Origin of the sequence: Pseudomonas mucidolens, from assembly GCF_900106045.1 — a bacterium.
GTDB lineage: Bacteria > Pseudomonadota > Gammaproteobacteria > Pseudomonadales > Pseudomonadaceae > Aquipseudomonas > Aquipseudomonas mucidolens.
In genome coordinates this window covers 4,732,647-4,751,035 of record NZ_LT629802.1, presented here as the reverse complement: position 1 = coordinate 4,751,035, position 18,389 = coordinate 4,732,647, and the positions used below count along the sequence as shown (strand labels likewise).

At 56.9% G+C, this 18,389-nt stretch carries 20 protein-coding genes and 1 pseudogene; 15 read left to right on the top strand and 6 right to left on the bottom strand.

Annotated features, from left to right (window positions below; all coding sequences use genetic code 11):
- Positions 1–354: 354 nt before the first annotated feature.
- Genes BLU75_RS21870 through BLU75_RS21860 form a run of 3 tightly spaced genes read left to right on the top strand, consistent with a single transcriptional unit; the run spans position 355 to position 3,210 of the window.
- The gene (locus BLU75_RS21870) at positions 355–2,019 is read left to right on the top strand and encodes a vWA domain-containing protein (protein WP_084381420.1); all 1,665 of its coding nucleotides are present in this window, start codon (positions 355–357) and stop codon (positions 2,017–2,019) included.
- Positions 2,020–2,044: 25 nt separating this feature from the next.
- The gene (locus BLU75_RS21865) at positions 2,045–2,605 is read left to right on the top strand and encodes an RNA polymerase sigma factor (RefSeq protein ID WP_084381419.1); all 561 of its coding nucleotides are present in this window, start codon (positions 2,045–2,047) and stop codon (positions 2,603–2,605) included.
- Positions 2,602–3,210, top strand: coding sequence for a hypothetical protein (locus BLU75_RS21860; RefSeq protein WP_084381418.1), 609 nt, complete (start codon positions 2,602–2,604; stop codon positions 3,208–3,210). The genes BLU75_RS21865 and BLU75_RS21860 overlap by 4 nt, the downstream gene beginning before the upstream one ends.
- A gap of 262 nt (positions 3,211–3,472) precedes the next feature.
- Here BLU75_RS21860 and BLU75_RS21855 read toward each other — a convergent pair whose 3' ends face one another.
- Complete coding sequence (locus tag BLU75_RS21855; protein WP_090221560.1) at positions 3,473–4,363, bottom strand: AraC family transcriptional regulator; 891 nt, start codon at positions 4,361–4,363, stop codon at positions 3,473–3,475.
- Between the two features lie 188 nt (positions 4,364–4,551).
- Between BLU75_RS21855 and BLU75_RS21850 the strand changes: the two genes are divergently transcribed.
- Both BLU75_RS21850 and BLU75_RS21845 read left to right on the top strand, forming a co-directional pair.
- Positions 4,552–5,301 (top strand): glucose 1-dehydrogenase, encoded by a 750-nt coding sequence (locus BLU75_RS21850; RefSeq protein ID WP_084381416.1) that lies wholly within the window; start codon positions 4,552–4,554, stop codon positions 5,299–5,301.
- A 62-nt stretch (positions 5,302–5,363) separates the two neighbouring features.
- Positions 5,364–6,563, top strand: coding sequence for an MFS transporter (locus BLU75_RS21845; protein ID WP_084381415.1), 1,200 nt, complete (start codon positions 5,364–5,366; stop codon positions 6,561–6,563).
- A gap of 4 nt (positions 6,564–6,567) precedes the next feature.
- On the opposite strand, the gene BLU75_RS21840 is transcribed toward BLU75_RS21845, so the two are convergent.
- A complete protein-coding gene (locus BLU75_RS21840; RefSeq protein ID WP_084381414.1) occupies positions 6,568–7,479 on the bottom strand; it encodes a LysR family transcriptional regulator in 912 nt (303 codons plus the stop codon).
- 157 nt (positions 7,480–7,636) lie between these two features.
- Between BLU75_RS21840 and BLU75_RS21835 the strand changes: the two genes are divergently transcribed.
- On the top strand, positions 7,637–8,386 hold the full coding sequence (locus BLU75_RS21835; protein WP_084381413.1) for an SDR family oxidoreductase: 750 nt from the start codon (positions 7,637–7,639) through the stop codon (positions 8,384–8,386).
- 5 nt (positions 8,387–8,391) lie between these two features.
- Here BLU75_RS21835 and BLU75_RS21830 read toward each other — a convergent pair whose 3' ends face one another.
- Entirely contained in the window at positions 8,392–9,276 is an 885-nt protein-coding gene (locus tag BLU75_RS21830) for an AraC family transcriptional regulator (protein ID WP_172832084.1), read from the bottom strand.
- Between the two features lie 138 nt (positions 9,277–9,414).
- Here BLU75_RS21830 and BLU75_RS21825 point away from each other — a divergent pair, with 138 nt between their 5' ends.
- The 5 genes from BLU75_RS21825 to BLU75_RS21805 all read left to right on the top strand — a co-directional run bounded on the left by BLU75_RS21825 (position 9,415) and on the right by BLU75_RS21805 (position 13,694).
- Positions 9,415–10,158 carry an SDR family NAD(P)-dependent oxidoreductase gene (locus tag BLU75_RS21825; protein ID WP_084381412.1) on the top strand — a complete coding sequence of 248 codons (744 nt, stop codon included), beginning with the start codon at positions 9,415–9,417 and terminating at the stop codon, positions 10,156–10,158.
- Between the two features lie 39 nt (positions 10,159–10,197).
- Complete coding sequence (locus BLU75_RS21820) at positions 10,198–10,599, top strand: VOC family protein (RefSeq protein ID WP_084381411.1); 402 nt, start codon at positions 10,198–10,200, stop codon at positions 10,597–10,599.
- A complete protein-coding gene (locus BLU75_RS21815) occupies positions 10,596–11,573 on the top strand; it encodes a saccharopine dehydrogenase family protein (RefSeq protein ID WP_084381410.1) in 978 nt (325 codons plus the stop codon). Before BLU75_RS21820 ends, BLU75_RS21815 begins: the two co-directional genes overlap by 4 nt.
- A gap of 736 nt (positions 11,574–12,309) precedes the next feature.
- Entirely contained in the window at positions 12,310–13,446 is a 1,137-nt protein-coding gene (locus tag BLU75_RS21810) for an S-type pyocin domain-containing protein (RefSeq protein ID WP_414860565.1), read from the top strand.
- Positions 13,443–13,694, top strand: coding sequence for a bacteriocin immunity protein (locus BLU75_RS21805; protein WP_084381408.1), 252 nt, complete (start codon positions 13,443–13,445; stop codon positions 13,692–13,694). Before BLU75_RS21810 ends, BLU75_RS21805 begins: the two co-directional genes overlap by 4 nt.
- Positions 13,695–13,917: 223 nt before the next feature.
- On the opposite strand, the pseudogene BLU75_RS27385 reads toward BLU75_RS21805, so the two are convergent.
- Positions 13,918–14,016 (bottom strand): annotated as a pseudogene (locus BLU75_RS27385) (hypothetical protein); the annotation flags it as partial.
- Between the two features lie 159 nt (positions 14,017–14,175).
- On the opposite strand from BLU75_RS27385, the gene BLU75_RS21800 reads away from it, so the two are divergent.
- Positions 14,176–14,565 carry a hypothetical protein gene (locus BLU75_RS21800; RefSeq protein ID WP_084381407.1) on the top strand — a complete coding sequence of 130 codons (390 nt, stop codon included), beginning with the start codon at positions 14,176–14,178 and terminating at the stop codon, positions 14,563–14,565.
- Positions 14,566–14,745: 180 nt separating this feature from the next.
- Here BLU75_RS21800 and BLU75_RS21795 read toward each other — a convergent pair whose 3' ends face one another.
- Positions 14,746–15,360, bottom strand: a complete 615-nt coding sequence (locus tag BLU75_RS21795; protein WP_084381433.1) for a TetR/AcrR family transcriptional regulator — start codon at positions 15,358–15,360, stop codon at positions 14,746–14,748.
- Between the two features lie 439 nt (positions 15,361–15,799).
- Between BLU75_RS21795 and BLU75_RS21785 the strand changes: the two genes are divergently transcribed.
- The 3 genes from BLU75_RS21785 (at position 15,800) to BLU75_RS21775 (ending at position 17,288) form a co-directional block, all read left to right on the top strand.
- Positions 15,800–16,441, top strand: a complete 642-nt coding sequence (locus tag BLU75_RS21785; RefSeq protein WP_084381405.1) for a hydrolase — start codon at positions 15,800–15,802, stop codon at positions 16,439–16,441.
- A gap of 72 nt (positions 16,442–16,513) precedes the next feature.
- Positions 16,514–16,828 carry a putative quinol monooxygenase gene (locus tag BLU75_RS21780; protein ID WP_084381404.1) on the top strand — a complete coding sequence of 105 codons (315 nt, stop codon included), beginning with the start codon at positions 16,514–16,516 and terminating at the stop codon, positions 16,826–16,828.
- Positions 16,829–16,985: 157 nt separating this feature from the next.
- Positions 16,986–17,288: an ArsR/SmtB family transcription factor gene (locus BLU75_RS21775; protein ID WP_084381403.1), complete on the top strand. Its 303-nt coding sequence runs from the start codon at positions 16,986–16,988 to the stop codon at positions 17,286–17,288.
- A 274-nt stretch (positions 17,289–17,562) separates the two neighbouring features.
- Here the strand turns inward: BLU75_RS21775 and BLU75_RS21770 are convergent, their stop codons facing one another.
- Positions 17,563–17,784: a hypothetical protein gene (locus BLU75_RS21770; protein WP_003187522.1), complete on the bottom strand. Its 222-nt coding sequence runs from the start codon at positions 17,782–17,784 to the stop codon at positions 17,563–17,565.
- Between the last annotated feature and the right edge of the window lie 605 nt (positions 17,785–18,389).

The following is an 18,389-nucleotide window of genomic DNA, read 5'->3' as shown; positions in this document are numbered from 1 at the left end:
CAGTTGACCGAAGTGTGCTGAGAAAATGGGCGACCTGAAAAATCGTTTTTGATTACGGATTCAAAGCCGATCTGTCAGGTCGATGTAAACCGCCAATATCTCCCGATCAGCCCCCTCGCCCCTCTGGGGAGAGGGTTGGGGTGAGGGGGATCTCAAGCCACACACAAAAGACCCCTCCACTTCAGATCAAAACAGCTCTTCAGCTTGCTGCGTGACCTCAAAGACCTTGAAAGGGCTTATTTTCAGAAGGGGACGGATCGCGCTGGATCAAATCTGTTCCCTTCGGAAAACCCGAATCACGCCGCGCTTGCGTCTGACCTTGTGAACGCATCATTCACTCACGAGGTTCAGCCCATGTCCCATTCTCTTCTGCTACTGCGCCCCGCCACCCAAGGCTTTGCCGTTACCTTGCTGGTGGCGCTTGCCGGGTGTGGGTTGTCTTCGTCCCGTGATGAGGCTAAAGCTCGCGACACTGTCGCTGCGCCGCACGTGCACAGCGAGTCCGTTCAGGTACAGAGTGGCGGGCTCAAGAGAATGCTCGTCGCGGCGCCAATGCCCGCTTCTGTGGTCATGCACGACGGCGTGGTCGCGCCATACCGCGCCGAGTCTCGCGAGCAGTATCAACAGCTGCCGGACAACCCGGTCCACAGCGTCGCCGAAACACCGGTGTCGACCTTCAGTGTCGACGTCGACACCGGCAGTTATGCCAATGTCCGGCGTTTCCTCAACCAAGGTCGCCTGCCGCCCGAAGGTGCTGTACGACTGGAGGAAATGGTCAACTATTTCCCTTACGACTACGTGTTGCCTAGCGACGGCTCGCCCTTTGGCCTGACCACCGAAGTCGCGGCGACGCCGTGGAATCCCCACACCCGCCTGCTGCGCATCGGCATCAAGGCTTCCGACCGTGCGGTGGCGAATCTGGCGCCGGCCAATCTGGTGTTCCTGGTGGATGTTTCCGGCTCCATGGATCGCCGCGAAGGCCTGCCGATGGTGAAAAGCACCCTCAAACTGCTGGTGGATCAGTTGCGTGATCAAGACCGGGTTTCACTGGTGGTCTACGCCGGCGAGTCGCGAGTCGTGCTCAAGCCGACCTCCGGCCGCGACAAGGCGAAGATCCGCAACGCCATCGATCAATTGAACGCGGGTGGATCGACGGCCGGCGCTTCGGGTATCGAACTGGCCTATCAGATGGCCCGTGAAGGGTTTATCGACAAGGGCATCAACCGCATCCTGCTGGCCACCGATGGCGACTTCAACGTCGGCATCAGCGACTTCGACAGCCTCAAGCAAATGGCAGTCGAACAACGCAAAAGCGGGGTTTCCCTGACCACCCTGGGTTTTGGCGTGGGTAACTACAATGAGCAGTTGATGGAGCAACTGGCCGATGCCGGCAATGGTAATTACGCCTACATCGACAACCTGCGTGAAGCACGCAAGGTCTTGGTAGACCAGCTCAGCTCGACCCTGGCGGTGGTGGCGCGGGATGTGAAGTTGCAGGTGGAATTCAACCCGGCCCAGGTCAGTGAATATCGCCTGTTGGGTTATGAAAACCGCGCCTTGAAGCGTGAGGATTTTAACAACGACAAGGTTGATGCCGGCGAGATCGGTGCCGGACATACTGTCACTGCATTGTATGAAATTGTCCCGAAGGGCGAAAAAGGCTGGCTGGAGCCGCTGCGCTACGGGTCGCCCTCAAGCGCTGACAGCAAAGCGGAAGAACTGGCGCTGTTGCGCGTTCGCTACAAGCCGGCCGAAGGCGGCGAGAGCCAACTGATCGAGCGCGCAATCGACAGCCAGCCAAACAACACCCAGCCCAGCGCTGACTTGCGCTTCTCGGCCGCCGTGGCGGCTTTTGCCCAACAACTCAAGAATGACGGACGCTACACTGGCACCATGAGCCTGGCCGACACCGCCGCATTGGCGCGCGCCGCCCGAGGCGATGACTTCTTTGGCCTGCGCAATGAGTTTGTGCAACTGGTCGAGCTGGCGCAGAGTCTCAAGGCGCCGGTTACGCAATGATCATTTGAAGGGAGTTTGGCATTCAATGGATTCACCCAGCGACGAGGCCCTGCTGGCCCGCTATCGCGATGGCGACGGGGCGGCGTTTGAAGCCCTGTACGCTCGCCATCGGCAGGGCTTGTACCGTTTTCTCGTGTCCTTGAGCAACAAGGCCGAACTGGCCGAGGAAGTGTTCCAGGACACCTGGCTCAGCCTGATCCGCAGCAGCAGTCAGCCCCAGGGGCGGGCGAGTTTTCGTACGTGGCTGTTCCAGATTGCGCGCAACCGTCTGATCGATCACTGGCGCAAACACGGTATCCACAACCCGTTGCACGACAGCTACGACGAACAGTTGCACGCCCGCCTCGACGACAGCGCCGGTCCCGAGCAGCAGTTGAGCCTGAGCCGCGACCAGGGTCGTCTCGATGCCGCGCTGCAGGACTTGCCCGAAGACCAGCGGGAAGTATTCCTGCTGCGCCTGCGCGGCGACCTGGAACTGCCGCAAATTGCCGCCCTGACCGGCGCCCCGCTGGAAACCGTCAAAAGCCGTTTGCGTTACGCCCAGCAGAAACTGCGTCGGCTGCTGGCCGAGGAGGTAACCGTATGACTGACCCCCGACACACCAAGGATTCGCCCGACGACGTGCTGCTCCAGCATTTTCGCCAGCAGGCCCACGGCGAACCGCCGGCCGCCCTCGACGCCTTCATCCTCGCCGCCGCCCGCCGCGAAGCCCCGGCGCCGCGTCCCAACCTGTGGCAACGCTGGCTGCACGCCTGCCAACGGCCGCGCTGGCAGATGGCATTTGCCACCGTCGCAGGCGTAGCCTTGATGATCGGCCTGGTCGTGCGTTCGCCCGTTCCCACCGCCGACCGACCCACGCCCGACATTGAGCAATACGCCGCCGCGCCCCCGCCACCCGCGCTGGCGGCTCCAGCGGCCCCCGCGCCGATGGCCCGCCTCGCCCTCGCGCCCCAGGCCGACAGCGCGCAGGTGCAGGCAGAAACCGCAGGCTTCCTGGCTGAAGCGCCCACCGCCAAAATGAGCAAGCGCGCAGCGGTCGCCTTGCCCACGCTGGAACAAGCGCTGCAGGAAATCTTGCGCTTGCGTCAGACAGGTGAGGCCAGGGCGGCGGATGAAAAACTGCTGGCATTGCATAAACGCTTTCCGAACGAGGATTTACCCGCGCGTTTGGAGGCGCTGCAAAAGCGTTAAAGCTTATTCAGGACGAAACAACGCCCACCGAAAAGCCCCAGGTCGCGAGACCTGGGGCTTTTTTGTTTGTATCTGGTGCCCCGGCGTCGTTGGAATTGGGTTGTAAGATGCCCGGTTTACAAGGGTTCTGGTGGTGTGTCAGTTAGGCATACACGGCGCCCGGTGCTGGGCGTGCATCAGGCTTGAAATACGCCGGTATGCCCAGGTCTAGCACTGGTACCAACTGCCTTTGGAGCCCGCGCCCATCAACCCTTGATGGATGTTAGGTGGGACGCGGATCGACGGCATCAGCGGGCGTTTTAAACCTTGCGGCGTCTCGGGCGGGCGGCAACCCAAACAGACGTGCGTACTCACGACTGAATTGCGAGGCACTTTCGTACCCGACCGTGAATGCGATGGCGGCGGCGTTGTGTGTTTCAAATAACAGGAGCCATCGCGCTCTGAGTAGGCGCAGGCGCTTTTGGTATTGGATCGGTGTCATCGCGGTAATGGCTTTGAAATGCCGATAAAAAGCGGCGATGCTCATGTCCGCCATGGCCGCCAAAGGCTCGACTCGAAAGGGTTCGGTGTAATGTTCGCGTATCCATTGGGTGGCTCGGCGGATCTGTGAAAGCCGCCCGTCAGGGCGCGCAATTTCGCGCAACATCTTCCCGAAGGGCCCTTGCAGCGCGCGAAACAAAATTTCGCGCTCGATCATTGGTGCAAGCACCGAAGCCTCATAGGGGCGGTCGATCAGGCGCATCATGCGCAGCCAGGCATCGAGCATCTCTGGAGACGCCGGAGCGGGCGCGAAGCAGCTGGGGTCGGACAGACTTTCTGCTTTTAGTCTGTCCGCCAGCAGCGAAGCGATGGTGCCGGGATCCAGGGTCAGGCTGATAGCGAGATAGGGTTCGTCCGGCCCTCCTGGATAAATCTCGCCAGTCGCCGGCACATCGATAGGCACCACAAAATAGGTGGCTGGCCCATAACTCAGTACCCGATCACCGATGGACAAGGTTTTTGAGCCTTGCAGTACGAGGTGCAACATCGGCTGGTAAATCTGGCTGGCACAGGCTTCGGCGTGGACCATCGCCACGCGTGGCAACCCGGTTTCCGTCCATTGGCTTTCAGCGCGCATCACGATGTTGCGCAGTTCTTTCATGGTGTCGTTCATGGGAACGACGATGGCGTAGACCAGCGCGCAAAGCAATACAGGTGAGAAGAATAGGCAAGGGTGCGAGAAGAACTGGCAACGGCGCTGTGCGGCACTGACCCGATACTGCTGGCAAGCAGCGTGTAGTCCCAATTCTCTTGGGGCGAACAACTGACGCTGCGTCACTCGCCACTTTAGAAAGGTCTCCTATGAAACTTGAAGGAAAAATCGCGGTAGTAACAGGCGCGTCCAAAGGCATCGGTGCTGGTATTGCCAAGGCATTGGCTGCAGCCGGTGCCACCGTCATCATCAATTATTCATCCAGCAAAGACGACGCAGATTCGGTGGTAGCGCATATTCAAGCGCAAGGCGGGAGTGCCACTGCCATACAAGCGGACATGAGCAACGGCACTGACGTGCAACGCTTGTTCGCAACCGTGGCAGCTGACTATGGAACGCTGGATATTCTGGTGAACAACGCCGGGGTTGCGGTGTTTCAAATGATTGAAGATCTCACCGAAGAGGCCTTTCACAAGCAGTTCAACCTCAATGTGCTCGGCTATCTGCTGGCGGCGCGAGAGGCCGTGAAACTGCTTAGCTCATCGGGCAGCATCATTAATATCAGCTCGATCCTCAGCACCGACCCCTACCTTGCTTCGAGCGTTTACTCGGCAACCAAAGGCGCGGTCGATACGCTGACCTTTGCCTTAGCCAGAGAGCTTGGGCCACGCGGAATTCGGGTTAACTCTATCCTCCCTGGCCACACCAACACGCCGGCTACAGACGGCAATTTTGCTGGTGAATTTGGCGAGCAACTTATCGCGGGTACGCCATTGCGTCGTTTCGGCGAGCCTGAAGATATTGCCCCGCTTGCCGTGTTTCTGGCATCCGAAGACGCCCATTGGGTGACGGGTGAATCCATTCGGGCATCGGGTGGCGTGCGGGGCGTGGGCTACTAACTTTTGCCGATTAACGCACAGGCGTACGGCAACGTACGCCTGTATGTCTTCAGGTTGCGACCATGACGCACAGCGTAAAAACAGCATCGCCCTCGGATTTATCAACCACGCCTAGAACCTCTCCCGCACCGGCCTCATGGAGCGCAGTCGTCGCCATCGGCGTTGGTGCGTTCACACTGGTGAGCGCCGAATTTCTGCCTGTGGGGCTATTGCCGCAAATTGCCCAAGACCTAGCGATCAGTGAGGGGCAGGCCGGCCTTATGGTTACGGCACCTGGTATCGTGGCCGCTTGCGCGGCGCTGTTGACCATTAGTGTGGGCAAGCATATTCAGCGTCAGCACGCGTTGTGGGCGTTGCTCAGTCTGCTGGTCATTTCCAATGCGCTGGTCGCGTGCGCCAATAGCCTGCCTGTTCTGCTCGCTGCTCGGGTGCTTCTCGGCGTTGCGGTGGGCGGATTCTGGACCATTGGGGTTTCTCTGGGCGCCAGGCTGAGGCCCAATGCTATTGGCAGGGCAACCTCCATCATTTTTTCTGGCGTGACATTGGGCACCGTAGCCGGCGTTCCAGCAGGGACATTGCTTGGCGGGTTACTGGGATGGCGGTTGGCATTTGCCGCCTTCGCGGTTTTGGTTGTGTTGGTAGTGGCGGCGTTAGTCGTGCTGCTGCCGCGCATTCCACCTGAGAAATCCCTCGGCTTCGGCCAGGTGCCCGTGGTGCTGAGGATGACTAACGTACGGGCGGGCCTGGTGGCCGTTGTTCTTATTTTTACCGGGCAGCTCGCCGCCTACACCTATATCGCACCGTTTCTAAAGCAAACCAGTGGCATTGACTCCGGCAACCTGAGTGCCTTGTTACTCGCCTATGGTGTGGCAGGGATTATCGGCAACATTTTTTGCGGTTGGTTTGTCGAGCGCGATGTACGCAGGGCGGTGTTGGTCACCACGCTGTTTTTGGGCGGTGCGATGTTATCGCTGGTGGTTTGGGGCACGAATCCAGTGTGGGCGACAGCAGCAGTCGTCGCGTGGGGCGTTGGTTTCGGCATGCTGCCAATCGCCATACAGAGCTGGATATTCAAGGCAGCGCCAGATCGTCTTGAAGTTGTGGCGGCGCTATTCGTTGCCGTCGGCCAGTTAGCGATGGGGATCGGCGCATTGATCGGCGGCGTGGCTGTTGATCACTTCGGCGTTCAGATGGCCATTGGGGTAGGTGTGGCGGGTACTTTGGGCGCCACCTTGTGGATCGTCGCGCGTTTCCCCCGGTAGCACCTCAGGGCAACACATGGGGGTGGGCGGCGAAATGCTCCACCAGCCAATCGACAAATGCGCGCACGCGAACGCTCAGATGTCGGTTGGGCATGTACACGACCGACAGCGGATTGGGCTCTGCCTGCCACTCCTGCAACACCGGGACAAACGCGCCTGCGTCGATATACGGCTGCGCCATAAACCGCAACGTATGAATCACCCCTAATCCGGCAAGACCTGCCGCGAGGTAAGCGTTGCTGTCGTTTACAGCGATTACGTAACGGCCTTGCACGGTGACGTGCTCGTCGCCCTTGGTGAACTCAAGGGTGTTCTGCCTTCCCGAACCTGGGAAAAAGTAGCGCACCAGCGCATGTCCATCTTCCAGTTCGCCCGGGTGGCGGGGCACACCATGAGCCGCCAAGTAAGCCGGCGTTGCGCAGGTTACAAATGGCAGGCTGCCCAGACGTCGCGCAATCAGTGAGGAATCTTGCAGGATGCCGCCGCGAATCACGCAGTCGATATTTTCGCTGGCCAGGTCCGCCGTGCGGTCGCTCGCCCCGATATCAATCTGCACCTGCGGATAGCGGGCGTGGAAATCAGGCAGTGCCGGTATCACCAATAGCGTCGCGATGGTGGTGCCCATATCGACCCGAACTTTGCCTTTCGGGGCCGACTGCGTCACCGCAATTTCCGCTTCAACCTCCAGCCAGCGGTCAAGCAGGCGGGTCATTTGCTCATAATAGACGCTCCCTTCGCTGGTCAGCGTAACGCGCCGCGTGGTGCGGTTGAGTAGCTTCACGCGCAGGTGTGACTCCAGCGCTTGCACCAGCTTGGTCACGGCATTTGGGTGAAGCTCCATTTGCGTCGCGGCTTTGACGAAGCTGCCTGTTTCGACAATGCGGTTGAACGCTTGTACGGCAAGAAAGTAGTCCACCGGGAGTACCGTTTATGGCATCTGGAGAAGGAGGTTTATCACCAAAACAGTGATAGAGCATACAGTATCTGTATGTTTATCCCTGGCATGGTGGTGGTTAGTGTGACGGCACGGTTCGTAATTCGCGACTCGACCCTCACTATGTAGGAAGAAAATCATGAGCAAATCCCTGGCAGGTAAAGTTGCATTGGTCACCGGTGGGTCACGTGGCATCGGTGCCGCCATTGCCAAACGTCTGGCCGCCGAAGGCGCTGATGTGGCGTTCAGCTACGCCAAGTCATCGGAGCATGCCAGCGTGGTGGCCCATTACATCGAATCACTGGGTGTGCAGGCGTTGGCCCTGGTTGCCGATCAAAGTGATGCAAGCGCGGTCGCCGCCATGGTCAACCGCGTGCACGCGCACTTTGGTCGTTTGGATATTCTGGTGAACAGCGCTGGCGTGTTTGTCACTGGAGTGATTGGAGATCCGCAGGCGGATATTGCCGAGCTTGACCGCCAGCAAGCCGTCAATGTCGGTGGCGTGGTCGCTGCCGTTCGTGCGGCGGTGCCGCTGCTGGCTGATGCTGGGCGGATCGTTTCCATCGGCACCATGTTCGCCAGTCGTGCGCCTTTTCCAGGTATCGCCGACTACGCCGCGAGCAAGGCGGCGGTAGCTGCCTATAGCCGTGGTTGGGCACGCGATCTGGGTGGGCGTCATATCACCGTCAATACCGTGCAACCGGGCCCGATCAATACCCAGATGAATCCTGAGACCAGCGACGTGGCCGCCATGGTTAAACAAATGACGGCACTGGGACGCTACGGTCAGCCCGAAGAAGTGGCCGGCGCTGTGGCGTTTTTGGTAGGGCCTGACGCGGCCTATATCACTGGCGCCACCTTGAATGTGGATGGTGGCCAAAACAGTTAAATGGCTTAAGCCCGTGTTTCAGCCAAAATCCGCGCGGCATCTCGTGCAGGTGGCAAGCCAAAAACACGGGCGTAGTCGCGGCTGAACTGGGTGGGGCTTTCATAGCCCACTTCAAAGGCTGCTGTGGTGACGCTCTTGGCGCTGGCCACCAACAGCGTGCGGGCCTGGAGCAGCCGTACGCGCTTCTGATACTGCAACGGACTCAAGTTGGTCACCGCTTTGAAGTGGCGGTGGAAGGCCGACACGCTCATCGCCGCTTTCTCAGCCAAATCATCGACCCGAATGGGCTCGGCGAAGTCGCGACGAATCCACTGGATGGCGAGGCTTACACGGGCCATAGCAGTATCCGGCGCCGCGATTTCTCGCAGCATCCAACCGTGAGGGCCTTGCAATACGCGGTAGAGAATTTCTCGCTCGTACGCCGGCGCCAGCGCGGTGATGTCCTGCGGACGTTCCATCAACCGCAACATACGCACCCAAGCATCCATCAGTTCGGGCGTAACGGCGGCTACTGAAAATCCAGCGTCCTGTTCAAAACGTTTGGCAGGTTTGGGCAGGTCCGCCAGCAACATGGCGAGAATCGCGGGATCCAGCGTCAGACTGACGGCCAGGTAAGGCTCGCCAGTGACGGCGGGGTGAACCTTGCCCACTGCTGGCAACTCGATGGACATCACAAAGTAAGTCGCTGGGTCGTAGCGCAACGTGCGGTCGCCAACGGTCATTGACTTACTGCCCTGCAAAATCAGATTAATCATCGGGTCGTACACGGCGGCCAACAAATGCTCAGGCACTTCGCCCTGGACCATGGCTACACGGGGAATGCCAGTCTCCGTACGCCGGTTTTCGGCTTTGGTGGCCAGTGCTCTGAGTTCGTTCAGTTGACTATTCATGGTGAGCATCTGACGCCAGAACCGTTATGCAGCGCAAGAAAAAAGCAGAAACAGGCAGATTTCGAGTAGGAACGGATGTGTGGGCGCGATGGGTGATCGTTACTGTGACGCTTCACCCCATCGACACCGGAGCACACCATGAGCGTCATTCTGATCACCGGCGGCAGCCGTGGCATCGGTGCCAGTACCGCCACTCTCTGCGCCCAGCGAGGTATGGGCGTAGTCCTGACCTATAACAACAACCCGGCAGCGGCGCAGGCTGTGGTTGAGCAGATTCAGGCAAGTGGCGGTAAAGCCGTTGCGCTGAAGTTGGATGTAGCCGAGGTCGCCAGCTTTGGCGCCTTTACTGAAAGGCTTCAGCGCGACTTGCAGAACGTTTGGGGTGTGTCGCACCTCGATGGTGTGGTCAATAACGCCGGCTATGGGCTGTTCAACCCAATGGCGACTGTTAGCGAAGCGCAGTTCGATGGGCTATTCAACGTCCACCTCAAGGGTCCGTTTTTTCTGACCCAAACCTTGCTGCCGTTGCTGGCCGATGGCGCCAGCATCGTCAACATCACCAGCGCCACGACCCGTGTTGCCACGGCGGGTGTTGCACCCTATGCCGCGTTCAAAGGCGGGCTGGAAGTGCTGACCCGCTATATGGCTAAGGAGTTTGGCGAGCGCCGTATTCGTGCCAACGCCGTCTCGCCTGGGGCCATTCGTACCGAACTGGGTGGTGGCCTGAACAGTGAGTTCGAGGCGTTGCTCTGCGGGCAAACAGCGTTGGGCCGGATAGGGGAGCCCGAAGATGTGGGCCTTGTGGTCACCACGCTGTTGTCGGCGGAGAGCGCCTGGATCAATGCCCAGACCATTGAAGTTGCAGGCGGCTACATGGTTTAAACACCTCCACAAAATCCAACCTTAAGTGAGGAAAACGCGATGCTTGATCATGTCTTTATCTCTGTTGCAGACCTTAAACGCTCCATCGCTTTCTACAGCGCCGCACTGCCACCGCTGGGCATCACCAGCCGACTTGACTACGACGGCAAGGATGGCCCGCCCGGCCATCCCGACCTCAAAGGTTTTGGTGCAAACGGGCGAGTATTTTTCTGGCTGCGCGAAGGCGTTGTCGAAGGCCGTGCGGCACACATCGGCTTTGTCGCCAATAGCCGCGACGAGGTGGATGCCGCGTACGCCGCTGCTATCCAAGCCGGCGCCACGGACAACGGCCCGCCAGGCGCTCGTCTGCACTACGACCCGGAGTACTACGCCGCCAATGTGCTGGACCCGGACGGTTATAGCCTCGAATTCGTCTACAAAAAATGGCAGCACGGCTCATGAAAAAACTACTGATATACGGCGCCGCTGGTTATACCGGCAGCATGGTCGCAGAGCAGGCGAAAGCGGCTGGCCTTAACGTTGAAATCGCCGGTCGCGATGCCGCCAAGTTGCAAACGCTGGCCGAGCGCCTGGATGTGCCCTATCGCGTTTTTTCGCTCGATGGCCCGCCAGGTAGCGCTTTGGCAGGGGTGGATGTACTTCTGAACTGCGCCGGTCCGTTCGCACACACCGCGCAACCACTGATGTACGCCTGCATTGAGGCTGGCGTCAGCTACCTGGATATCACCGCCGAAATCAACGTTTACCGATTAGCTGAACGGCTAAGCGTGCAGGCCGCAAAAGCGGGCGTCATGCTACTGCCCGGCGTTGGCTGGGACGTGGTGCCGACCGATTGCCTGGCCATGCATGTTGCCCAACGCGTACGCAGTCCTCAGTCGCTGCGAGTTGCACTTCAGGTGGCGGGGTCCATGTCGAGAGGCTCAGCAATCAGTGCCAGTGAAATCATCGGTGCGGGATTAATGGCGAGGGTCGAGGGTCGATTGGTTGCCACTCCCGCCGCTCAGCCAGAGTTGTTCGACTTTGGTGACGGGCCAGTCCTCTGCGCACCGCTGTCCTTCGGTGACCTGATCACCAGTTGGCACTCGAGCGCTATCCCTAATATCGCCATGTATGTTCACGTCACCGGTGATGCATTTCCCACAGGCGACTTGGCACAATTACTGGATGGCCCCAGCGCCGAGCAGCGACTGACGCAACCAGCTCGCGCGGTCGCTGAGGTGACCGCTGCTGACGGTACGGTAGCGCGCTCCGTGATCGGAACGGTGAATGGCTATTCCTATACGCCTCTAGCGGCAGTGGAGGCAGCACGCCGGGTATTGGGCGGTGAAGTCAGGCAGGGCTTTGCAACACCAGCGCAGTTATTTGGCGTCGGGTTTGCTGAAAGTATTCCCGGTACATGGATTACTGACGTGTAAAAAACGATGCCGGACATGTCCGCTTTTGGCCCTGAGTGTGTAAAAACGCTTTTCAGCGCAACACGCATTTAAAACCAGACTGAAATTCGCGTTTCTACGCAAAATCTGTGTCTGCTCACCTGTCGATAGATTTCAGATTTAACGTAGATGCTCTCCATTTCGAGGGCCAGTTTGTCGCGGCCCTCTTTCAACTCTTGAATAGTGTTCATCTGTATTGGGCCTTACCAATTCAACGGTGGGCTGACGCCAGCTCAGGCCGAGGAAAAACTTAACGTCGTGTCCGGGATTAGTTGACCACTACACCCCGATATCCTTCGCCCACCCAGCAAACGACATGGATCGGTGAGTATTCAGTACTGTAATTGGGAATTGCCCTACAACCAGTGCTGGAGCTTTGCGGTAGCGTCGATGCGGCCCAGCTACGGGCTGGAATTCCCCCCCCCCCAAGGGGTTGAGTCAATTTTTACAGGGAAGTGTTATGGCGGTTGAAAACCTATTCCCGAGTTATAAGGGGTGTAATGGGTAAGATGGCAACAGGTTGCATGCCGAGGCGACAGAGGCAGTACAGGCGGCTTGGGGCAGAACCGTTGCGGCGAATGAAAGGCGCGAGCGGGAAGCTGACACACGTAGGGGGGCTATCAAGACGCCGGAGGAAGTCAGCCTACGCGGATGCGTATTCGCCAAGAGCTGCAACCTCCCAGACGGCGTAATCAATCACAGCAACCCATCCGGGTTTGTGCCTGTTGAGAAGGTGGCCAACTACGGCGAGTTTGCCATTCTGGGTGGCCATGAAACGGATGCAGACGGGAACATCCCTCTCAAGAAAATCAGCGGTAGTCCCCTACCCACTGCACTGGGAACACTCATGTTGGGCGGGACAGCCGTTGCTGCCAGTTCGTCCTGTGGTGCTCTGTGTGCTGCTGGCGCTGCCAGTGTTGCAACGGAGACTGCTGCCGCAACAGCGGCCGGAACGGGTGTTGTGACTGCTGGTGTTGCCGCTGGGGCTTTGGCGGGCATTGTCGCTCTACTGTGGCCTTCTAGCTTGGGTGATAGCAGTCTGTACACCGAAGAACAGCTTCAATCACTTAGAGAAGGCCGTACACGCGTTCGGATAAATGTCGAACAGCAGGTGGACGGCACCTTGAAGGGGTACGGGTACAACACCCAGAAACGCACTGACTGGGAGATGATTCCGGTGGTGCAATTCGTTGAGCAAGGCTCCCAGCAGGTGGCAGACTTTGGTGATGGGGTAACCCTGATATGGACACCAGCCGTTGAGCCCTCCAGCGCCTCTGGGATTCCCCCGCTAGAAGCCGCACCACAAGCACCACAAATCTGGATTTATCCGCCTACAGAACAGGCTGATAACATCATCGTCAGTCCGGTCTACCCGGACGCGTACAGAGACTTCATTCTCGTGTTCCCGGCTGATTCTGGTGTACAGCCGCTGTACATCGTGATGAATGTTCGTAAGAGCGCCGGCACCGTCACAGGTCAAGGCGAAGATGTGATTGGCATCTGGCTTGCTGGCGCTGGCACAGGACTCGGTGCACCAATACCCGCGAGAATTGCCGATCAGTTGCGGGGGCGGAAGTTTAAAAGCTTCGATGATTTCAGGGCTGCAATGTGGACCGCTGTAGGGAGTGATGCCGTGTTACGGAGTCAGTTCAAACCCACCAACCAAGACTGGTTATCGAAAGGCAATTCACCGTTTGCACCGAAAGCAGAACGCAGCGGCGAGAATGCTCGTTACGAGATTCATCACATCGAAAACATCCAGCACGGCGGCGCTGTGTACGACATAGAAAACCTCAGGGTGACCACGCCAAAACGTCACGTTGAGATTCACAAGGAAGACAGACAGAAACCATGAAAAATACATTCAGCGATTACACCGAAAGCGAATTCGTAGCCCTGCTACAGCGGATTATTAGTCACGATGGCACGGAACCAGAAGTGGACAAGCTGGTGTTCCACTTTGAAAAGGTGAGCGAGCACCCTGCTGGTTCTGATTTGATTTTCTACCCAGAAGACGGCGCTGATGATTCAGCGTCTGGCATCACCCAAACGGTAAAGGAATGGCGTGCATCTCAAGGCTTGCCGGGGTTCAAGGCCAACTGATTCAAGCTCCTGGGAGAAGGTGTAACGACCGGAGCGATATTTACTAGAATCTAGCCTCAATTTTAAGGGACTGGTAACCCGCGCCATCACAGCGAAGATGGGAGTCAAAATGCTGATCCAAGCACTGAAGACCGGGCTCCGTAAAATGCCGTGGACTCACGCCTACCGATCCTTGCAATGTGAAAGGCTCGCATTAAGACGGCACCTGGGAGGGTGAGCCGGAAAGCACTACGAACTGGCGGCATACGCTGCGAATGGCTTTGCCGTTGTCTTTGCGAAAGTCGGCAATGGTCTTGAAGTCCGGAGCCAAACGCCCCGTTAGTACCTCGGCGTTCAGAAGGTTAGACAATTTGGGGAGTTTTTCACCAAGCCTGGGACCAATGGGTCGCTCACGGCGGGCATAAATCAGCCAAGAGTTGACGATAGATACTTGATCGCGAGGTGCCTAATCTATGCTTCGAAGTCACGACAGGGAAAGGATATGGCAGGAGGGAACATCATTTGCGGTACGTTCCAAAGTGCCGACAAGTCAGGATCAGCCTTGGAGGCAGTGTTAGATGCACTCCCATTGCAGGCTCACGAACTGGTCGAGAATGTTAAACAGCAACTCGATACAGCGGAATTTGTCCTCATAGAGGTAGAACAAGCGAAAAGCTTGCTTCCATTTTTACAGGTCTACCAGGCGCAACTGATCGCTGAGATCGGGCACGATGATTGGGCTCGAGCAACCCAGGAGGAGTTTTCGCTTGAAACGGTCGCTGCCAAGTGGGGATCGGGTAAGGGATGGAGACTTTACTGCGTGCGAGATCTTGTAGGTGCTTGTGAAAATGCGTTGGTAGAGATGGAACCTGTTTGCATAGCGTTTGGTTAACTGCTTCCAGCCCGTTTTTACACAATCTGGACCCAAAGCGGACCTTCGAGTGAGTCAGGGAAGTAGGCGCGACTCAACAGCTATCTCAACCCTATTCAGCAGACAGCAAAAGTCCATCCAAGACTGTTGCATACGTTAGGTTACTTGGACTTCAGCCTGGGGCGTTTGGAGCGCTTTGAATTATACGGGCGACAATCCGATGACGAAGACAGATATAGCTTCTGCAATCAGGTGATCCCTTTCTAATTTCGAAGGGGGCTTTGCAAACCCAAGCAAGCAACGCAGTTGCAGGTCGCCTGTAAGCGCATCAAGGAAAATTTTAGCGCGCGCGTTTGCATCTCCGGGCCTGATCAGTCCGTTTTCTTCAGCCCAGGTAAAATACTCGGCCAAGCACTTATAGGCGGTCGCAGGGGCTGCGTCAAAGAAAGACTTGGCCGCTTCAGGAGCACGTAGCGCCTCGGCGACGATGATGCGGTGCAGGGCGATGGTGCGAGGCGATAACACCACATCCAGGAAGACGTTGGCGATAACCGACAGGGCCTTGTGCAAGGGCTCTTGCTTAAGATCCATGTGCATGAGGGGACTCACGTGCTCCGCACAGAGATGCTCGATAGTCGCTGAAAAAAGTCCTTCCTTATCGCCGAAATAGCTATAGATCGTGCGCTTCGATCCGCCGGTATTTGTCACGATCCCGTCGACGCTCACGCCAGAGTACCCGTTCGTGAGAAACATTTCGGTCGCCACGTCGATTATGTTCTGACGCTTTGCTGCCTGTCTTGGGGTGGAGCTTTCCATAGTGCAAGTGTACTGCTTGATTAAGTTCACCACAGCCTACGCGTCTCCGGGAATCCATTCCAGCGGGACAGATATCCATTATGGCCACAGACAGCCACTCTCAAACGGCCAGCAAGGAGGCCGGTTGGTAGAGTCGTTTCTTTGGCGACGTCGATCTCAGCGCAAATCCTGTCGACATAATAGCGGAACGTAATGCCTGACACGTTCAATGTCCATTCCGGTGTTCCTCGGTCCGCGACACAGCTTGTGACAAATAACGCTACCTTGTCTCGTGTAAGGTACGGTACCGTACCGTTTCATTTCGAGGGGGATGTGCCTCTCTGGGTCTGTCACCAGTGAAGCGATATCGCCAAGCATCAGCAACACAGTGACCGTGACGCCCGTTTCCTGACGGCTTAAGTCGCTACTCGTACCTCATCCAAAGAAAAGGAGCTACTCAATGGCAAGCGAAAATATCCGTAACCCACATACCGACCATCTGCTGTCCCCAGAGAATTCGATGCTGATCATCATCGACTACCAGCCGGTTCAGGTCTCTTCGATCCGCTCAATGCCCCGAGACGAACTCATCTTCAATATCACGAGCGTTGCCAAGGCGGCTGTTAACTACAACCTGCCGATCATCCACTCAACCGTCAACGTCCAGACCGGTCGCAACAAGCCACCGATTCAGGAATTGCAGGATGTGCTTGGCCACCTGCCGACCTATGACCGCACTTCGATCAACAGCTGGGAAGACACTGAGTTCAAGCAGGCGGTCAAAGCGCTGGGCCGCCGCAAGCTGATCATGACCGCACTCTGGACCGAGGCCTGCCTAACGTTCCCTGCCCTGGATGCGATCCAGGAAGGCTACGAAGTATACGTACCGGTCGATGCGGTCGGCGGCACGTCAGTTGCCGCGCACGAGGCAGCGCTGCGCCGCATGGAGCAGGCTGGCGTGAAACTCATCAGCCGTGTGCAAATGTACTGCGAGCTTCAGCGCGACTGGGCACGCGAGGCAACTGTCCCTGGGTTCATGGGTGTCTTCGACAACTCCGACGGCTTCAATCCCGAAAAAGTCAGTGACCAGGCCAAAAAGTAACTGTCCAGCTATCGTCTGATCACGTCGGCGGTAGCCAGTGCTTCCGCCGCAACTCTGAAGGAAAAGATAAGCATGAGTGAATTATTTATCGTTGTCGGGCTTAAAGCCAAGCCAGGTAGGGAAGACCAGTTGCGCCGTGATCTTTCAGATCTCGTGGAGCCCTCGCGAAAAGAAGACGGCAATATCAGTTATGGACTTTTTGAAGATCAGAAAGAGCCCGGATTTTTTGTCTTTGTCGAGGAGTGGTCGTCAACTGAGGCACGTAAAAAACACCACGAGCACAGTCCACATATTCAGAATTTTCATAAGGATGGTGTGAGCAACGTCGATACAACCAGGTTCGCGCATATACTCAAGCGTGTTGCGTCGACAGGAACGAGCAACTAGAAATTGTCTTGTTTGAAGCCGAGTTGGCTCACACGAAGGGCTATAAACGACACGAGGTAGATAAGCTATCGTACAAGCTGGCTTATCTGAACCGAATTGAATTGCGATTCCTGCGGTGGGCCACCTTCAAAGCGCCAGATCTCGATATTACCTACTCATGGACTTACTCGAAATATTCAAAGCACTCTCAAATCCGGTACGCCTTCAAATCTTGAAAGGCTTGAAGGACCCAGCAAAGAACTTCCCTGCGCAGGATGAAGGTGACGTTCTCACGGTTGGGATCTGTGTCAGTAGTATCCAAGAAGGTATCGGGCTGTCGCAGTCGACGGTGTCTGGTTATCTAGCAACTCTACAACGAGCGGGCCTGGTCGAGGTCAGGCGCATCGGTCAGTGGACTTACTACAAGCGCAATGAAGCAACCATTAGTGCGCTGGCCGAGATCATAGGGAAAGATTTGTAATTTTTTATCGAATTAAATCTAGATATCTCGATATTCATTTTTATCGCTGCGAGGATTTATCATGAAAGCGATGATACTGAAATCATTTGGCGGCCCGGCGTCGTTTGAACTGGAGGGTCAGAGCCCCGTATTCGTTGGGTGCGTTTGATAGCGAGTCAGTTAGGCATACACGTGGGCATACACGGCGCTTCCTTCTGGCCACTTTTTTCGTGGTATCCCCGTAGGGTAAAGCAACACCAAATGGTTACTGATGTGGTGCCTTCCAGGTGAGTCGTTACTTCTTCGTTCGACCTTCTGCCGCCAGTGAGGCGAGCGCAAGGGTGATGAATCCTGCATTTTCATCCAGGGTATCCAGTGCCCCTCGAATGTTCTGTGCCACTTCCGTAGATCCTCTTTGCTCAACCCAGTTTGACAGCTCCTCGATAGCTGCCCCCAGCGCCAGTTGGTTTTCATTCATGCGCTTGAGTAATGACGCAAGCAAAGGGGTGTCTTCCATGATGGTTTCTCGCCGTTTTGTCAGGTAGTCAATCTACCTCGAGCCAGTGGCATTGCATATCAGCTGTCCTCACCACCTGGTGATCAGAAATCATGCCGACCATCTTGATTCACTAGAGGCAAACAATGTGGTGTTGGACCAATTTGGAAAGACAGCACGAGCGCACACACCCAGCCCCTCCAAAACTGGTGTAACTGGTGTTACGAGTGTAACGCCCTTCACCAAACGCCCGGTTTCATTGGCTTTCACGCCTGTTACACAGTTGAGAGGCATCGCGTACATCGGATGTAACGCTGCCCGTGCGTGTAACGCTAACGTCAGCAGCTAGATGTCGTGGGCAGGCGCTTTGCGCTCCAGCCTACCAAGCGAGTTTCGCTTGCTCCGCCTCTCGATGACAGGAAATCACGCTGGGGACCCTGAGAGGTTTCGCGTTACACGGGGCATGAAACCCGCGGGATCGAGTTAGTGGGAGGAATTGGAAGTTATTGAAATTTCAATCATTGAAATTGAAAGGATTTTGAAGAAAAAAGGCCATCGTTACAGCTTCGGTAAAGGTGGCTGTATCTGTCGTTGATAGTGAACACCTGCATGGCGTCAACCATGGT

Bases quoted from the DNA above. Each gene is read 5' to 3' on its own strand.
- BLU75_RS21870 (WP_084381420.1), top strand. From the start codon at position 355: ATGTCCCATTCTCTTCTGCTACTGCGCCCCGCCACCCAAGGCTTTGCC.
- BLU75_RS21865 (WP_084381419.1), top strand. From the start codon at position 2,045: ATGGATTCACCCAGCGACGAGGCCCTGCTGGCCCGCTATCGCGATGGC.
- BLU75_RS21860 (WP_084381418.1), top strand. From the start codon at position 2,602: ATGACTGACCCCCGACACACCAAGGATTCGCCCGACGACGTGCTGCTC.
- BLU75_RS21855 (WP_090221560.1), bottom strand. From the start codon at position 4,363: ATGAACGACACCATGAAAGAACTGCGCAACATCGTGATGCGCGCTGAA.
- BLU75_RS21850 (WP_084381416.1), top strand. From the start codon at position 4,552: ATGAAACTTGAAGGAAAAATCGCGGTAGTAACAGGCGCGTCCAAAGGC.
- BLU75_RS21845 (WP_084381415.1), top strand. From the start codon at position 5,364: ATGACGCACAGCGTAAAAACAGCATCGCCCTCGGATTTATCAACCACG.
- BLU75_RS21835 (WP_084381413.1), top strand. From the start codon at position 7,637: ATGAGCAAATCCCTGGCAGGTAAAGTTGCATTGGTCACCGGTGGGTCA.
- BLU75_RS21830 (WP_172832084.1), bottom strand. From the start codon at position 9,276: ATGAATAGTCAACTGAACGAACTCAGAGCACTGGCCACCAAAGCCGAA.
- BLU75_RS21825 (WP_084381412.1), top strand. From the start codon at position 9,415: ATGAGCGTCATTCTGATCACCGGCGGCAGCCGTGGCATCGGTGCCAGT.
- BLU75_RS21820 (WP_084381411.1), top strand. From the start codon at position 10,198: ATGCTTGATCATGTCTTTATCTCTGTTGCAGACCTTAAACGCTCCATC.
- BLU75_RS21815 (WP_084381410.1), top strand. From the start codon at position 10,596: ATGAAAAAACTACTGATATACGGCGCCGCTGGTTATACCGGCAGCATG.
- BLU75_RS21805 (WP_084381408.1), top strand. From the start codon at position 13,443: ATGAAAAATACATTCAGCGATTACACCGAAAGCGAATTCGTAGCCCTG.
- BLU75_RS21800 (WP_084381407.1), top strand. From the start codon at position 14,176: ATGGCAGGAGGGAACATCATTTGCGGTACGTTCCAAAGTGCCGACAAG.
- BLU75_RS21795 (WP_084381433.1), bottom strand. From the start codon at position 15,360: ATGGAAAGCTCCACCCCAAGACAGGCAGCAAAGCGTCAGAACATAATC.
- BLU75_RS21785 (WP_084381405.1), top strand. From the start codon at position 15,800: ATGGCAAGCGAAAATATCCGTAACCCACATACCGACCATCTGCTGTCC.
- BLU75_RS21780 (WP_084381404.1), top strand. From the start codon at position 16,514: ATGAGTGAATTATTTATCGTTGTCGGGCTTAAAGCCAAGCCAGGTAGG.
- BLU75_RS21775 (WP_084381403.1), top strand. From the start codon at position 16,986: ATGGACTTACTCGAAATATTCAAAGCACTCTCAAATCCGGTACGCCTT.
- BLU75_RS21770 (WP_003187522.1), bottom strand. From the start codon at position 17,784: ATGGAAGACACCCCTTTGCTTGCGTCATTACTCAAGCGCATGAATGAA.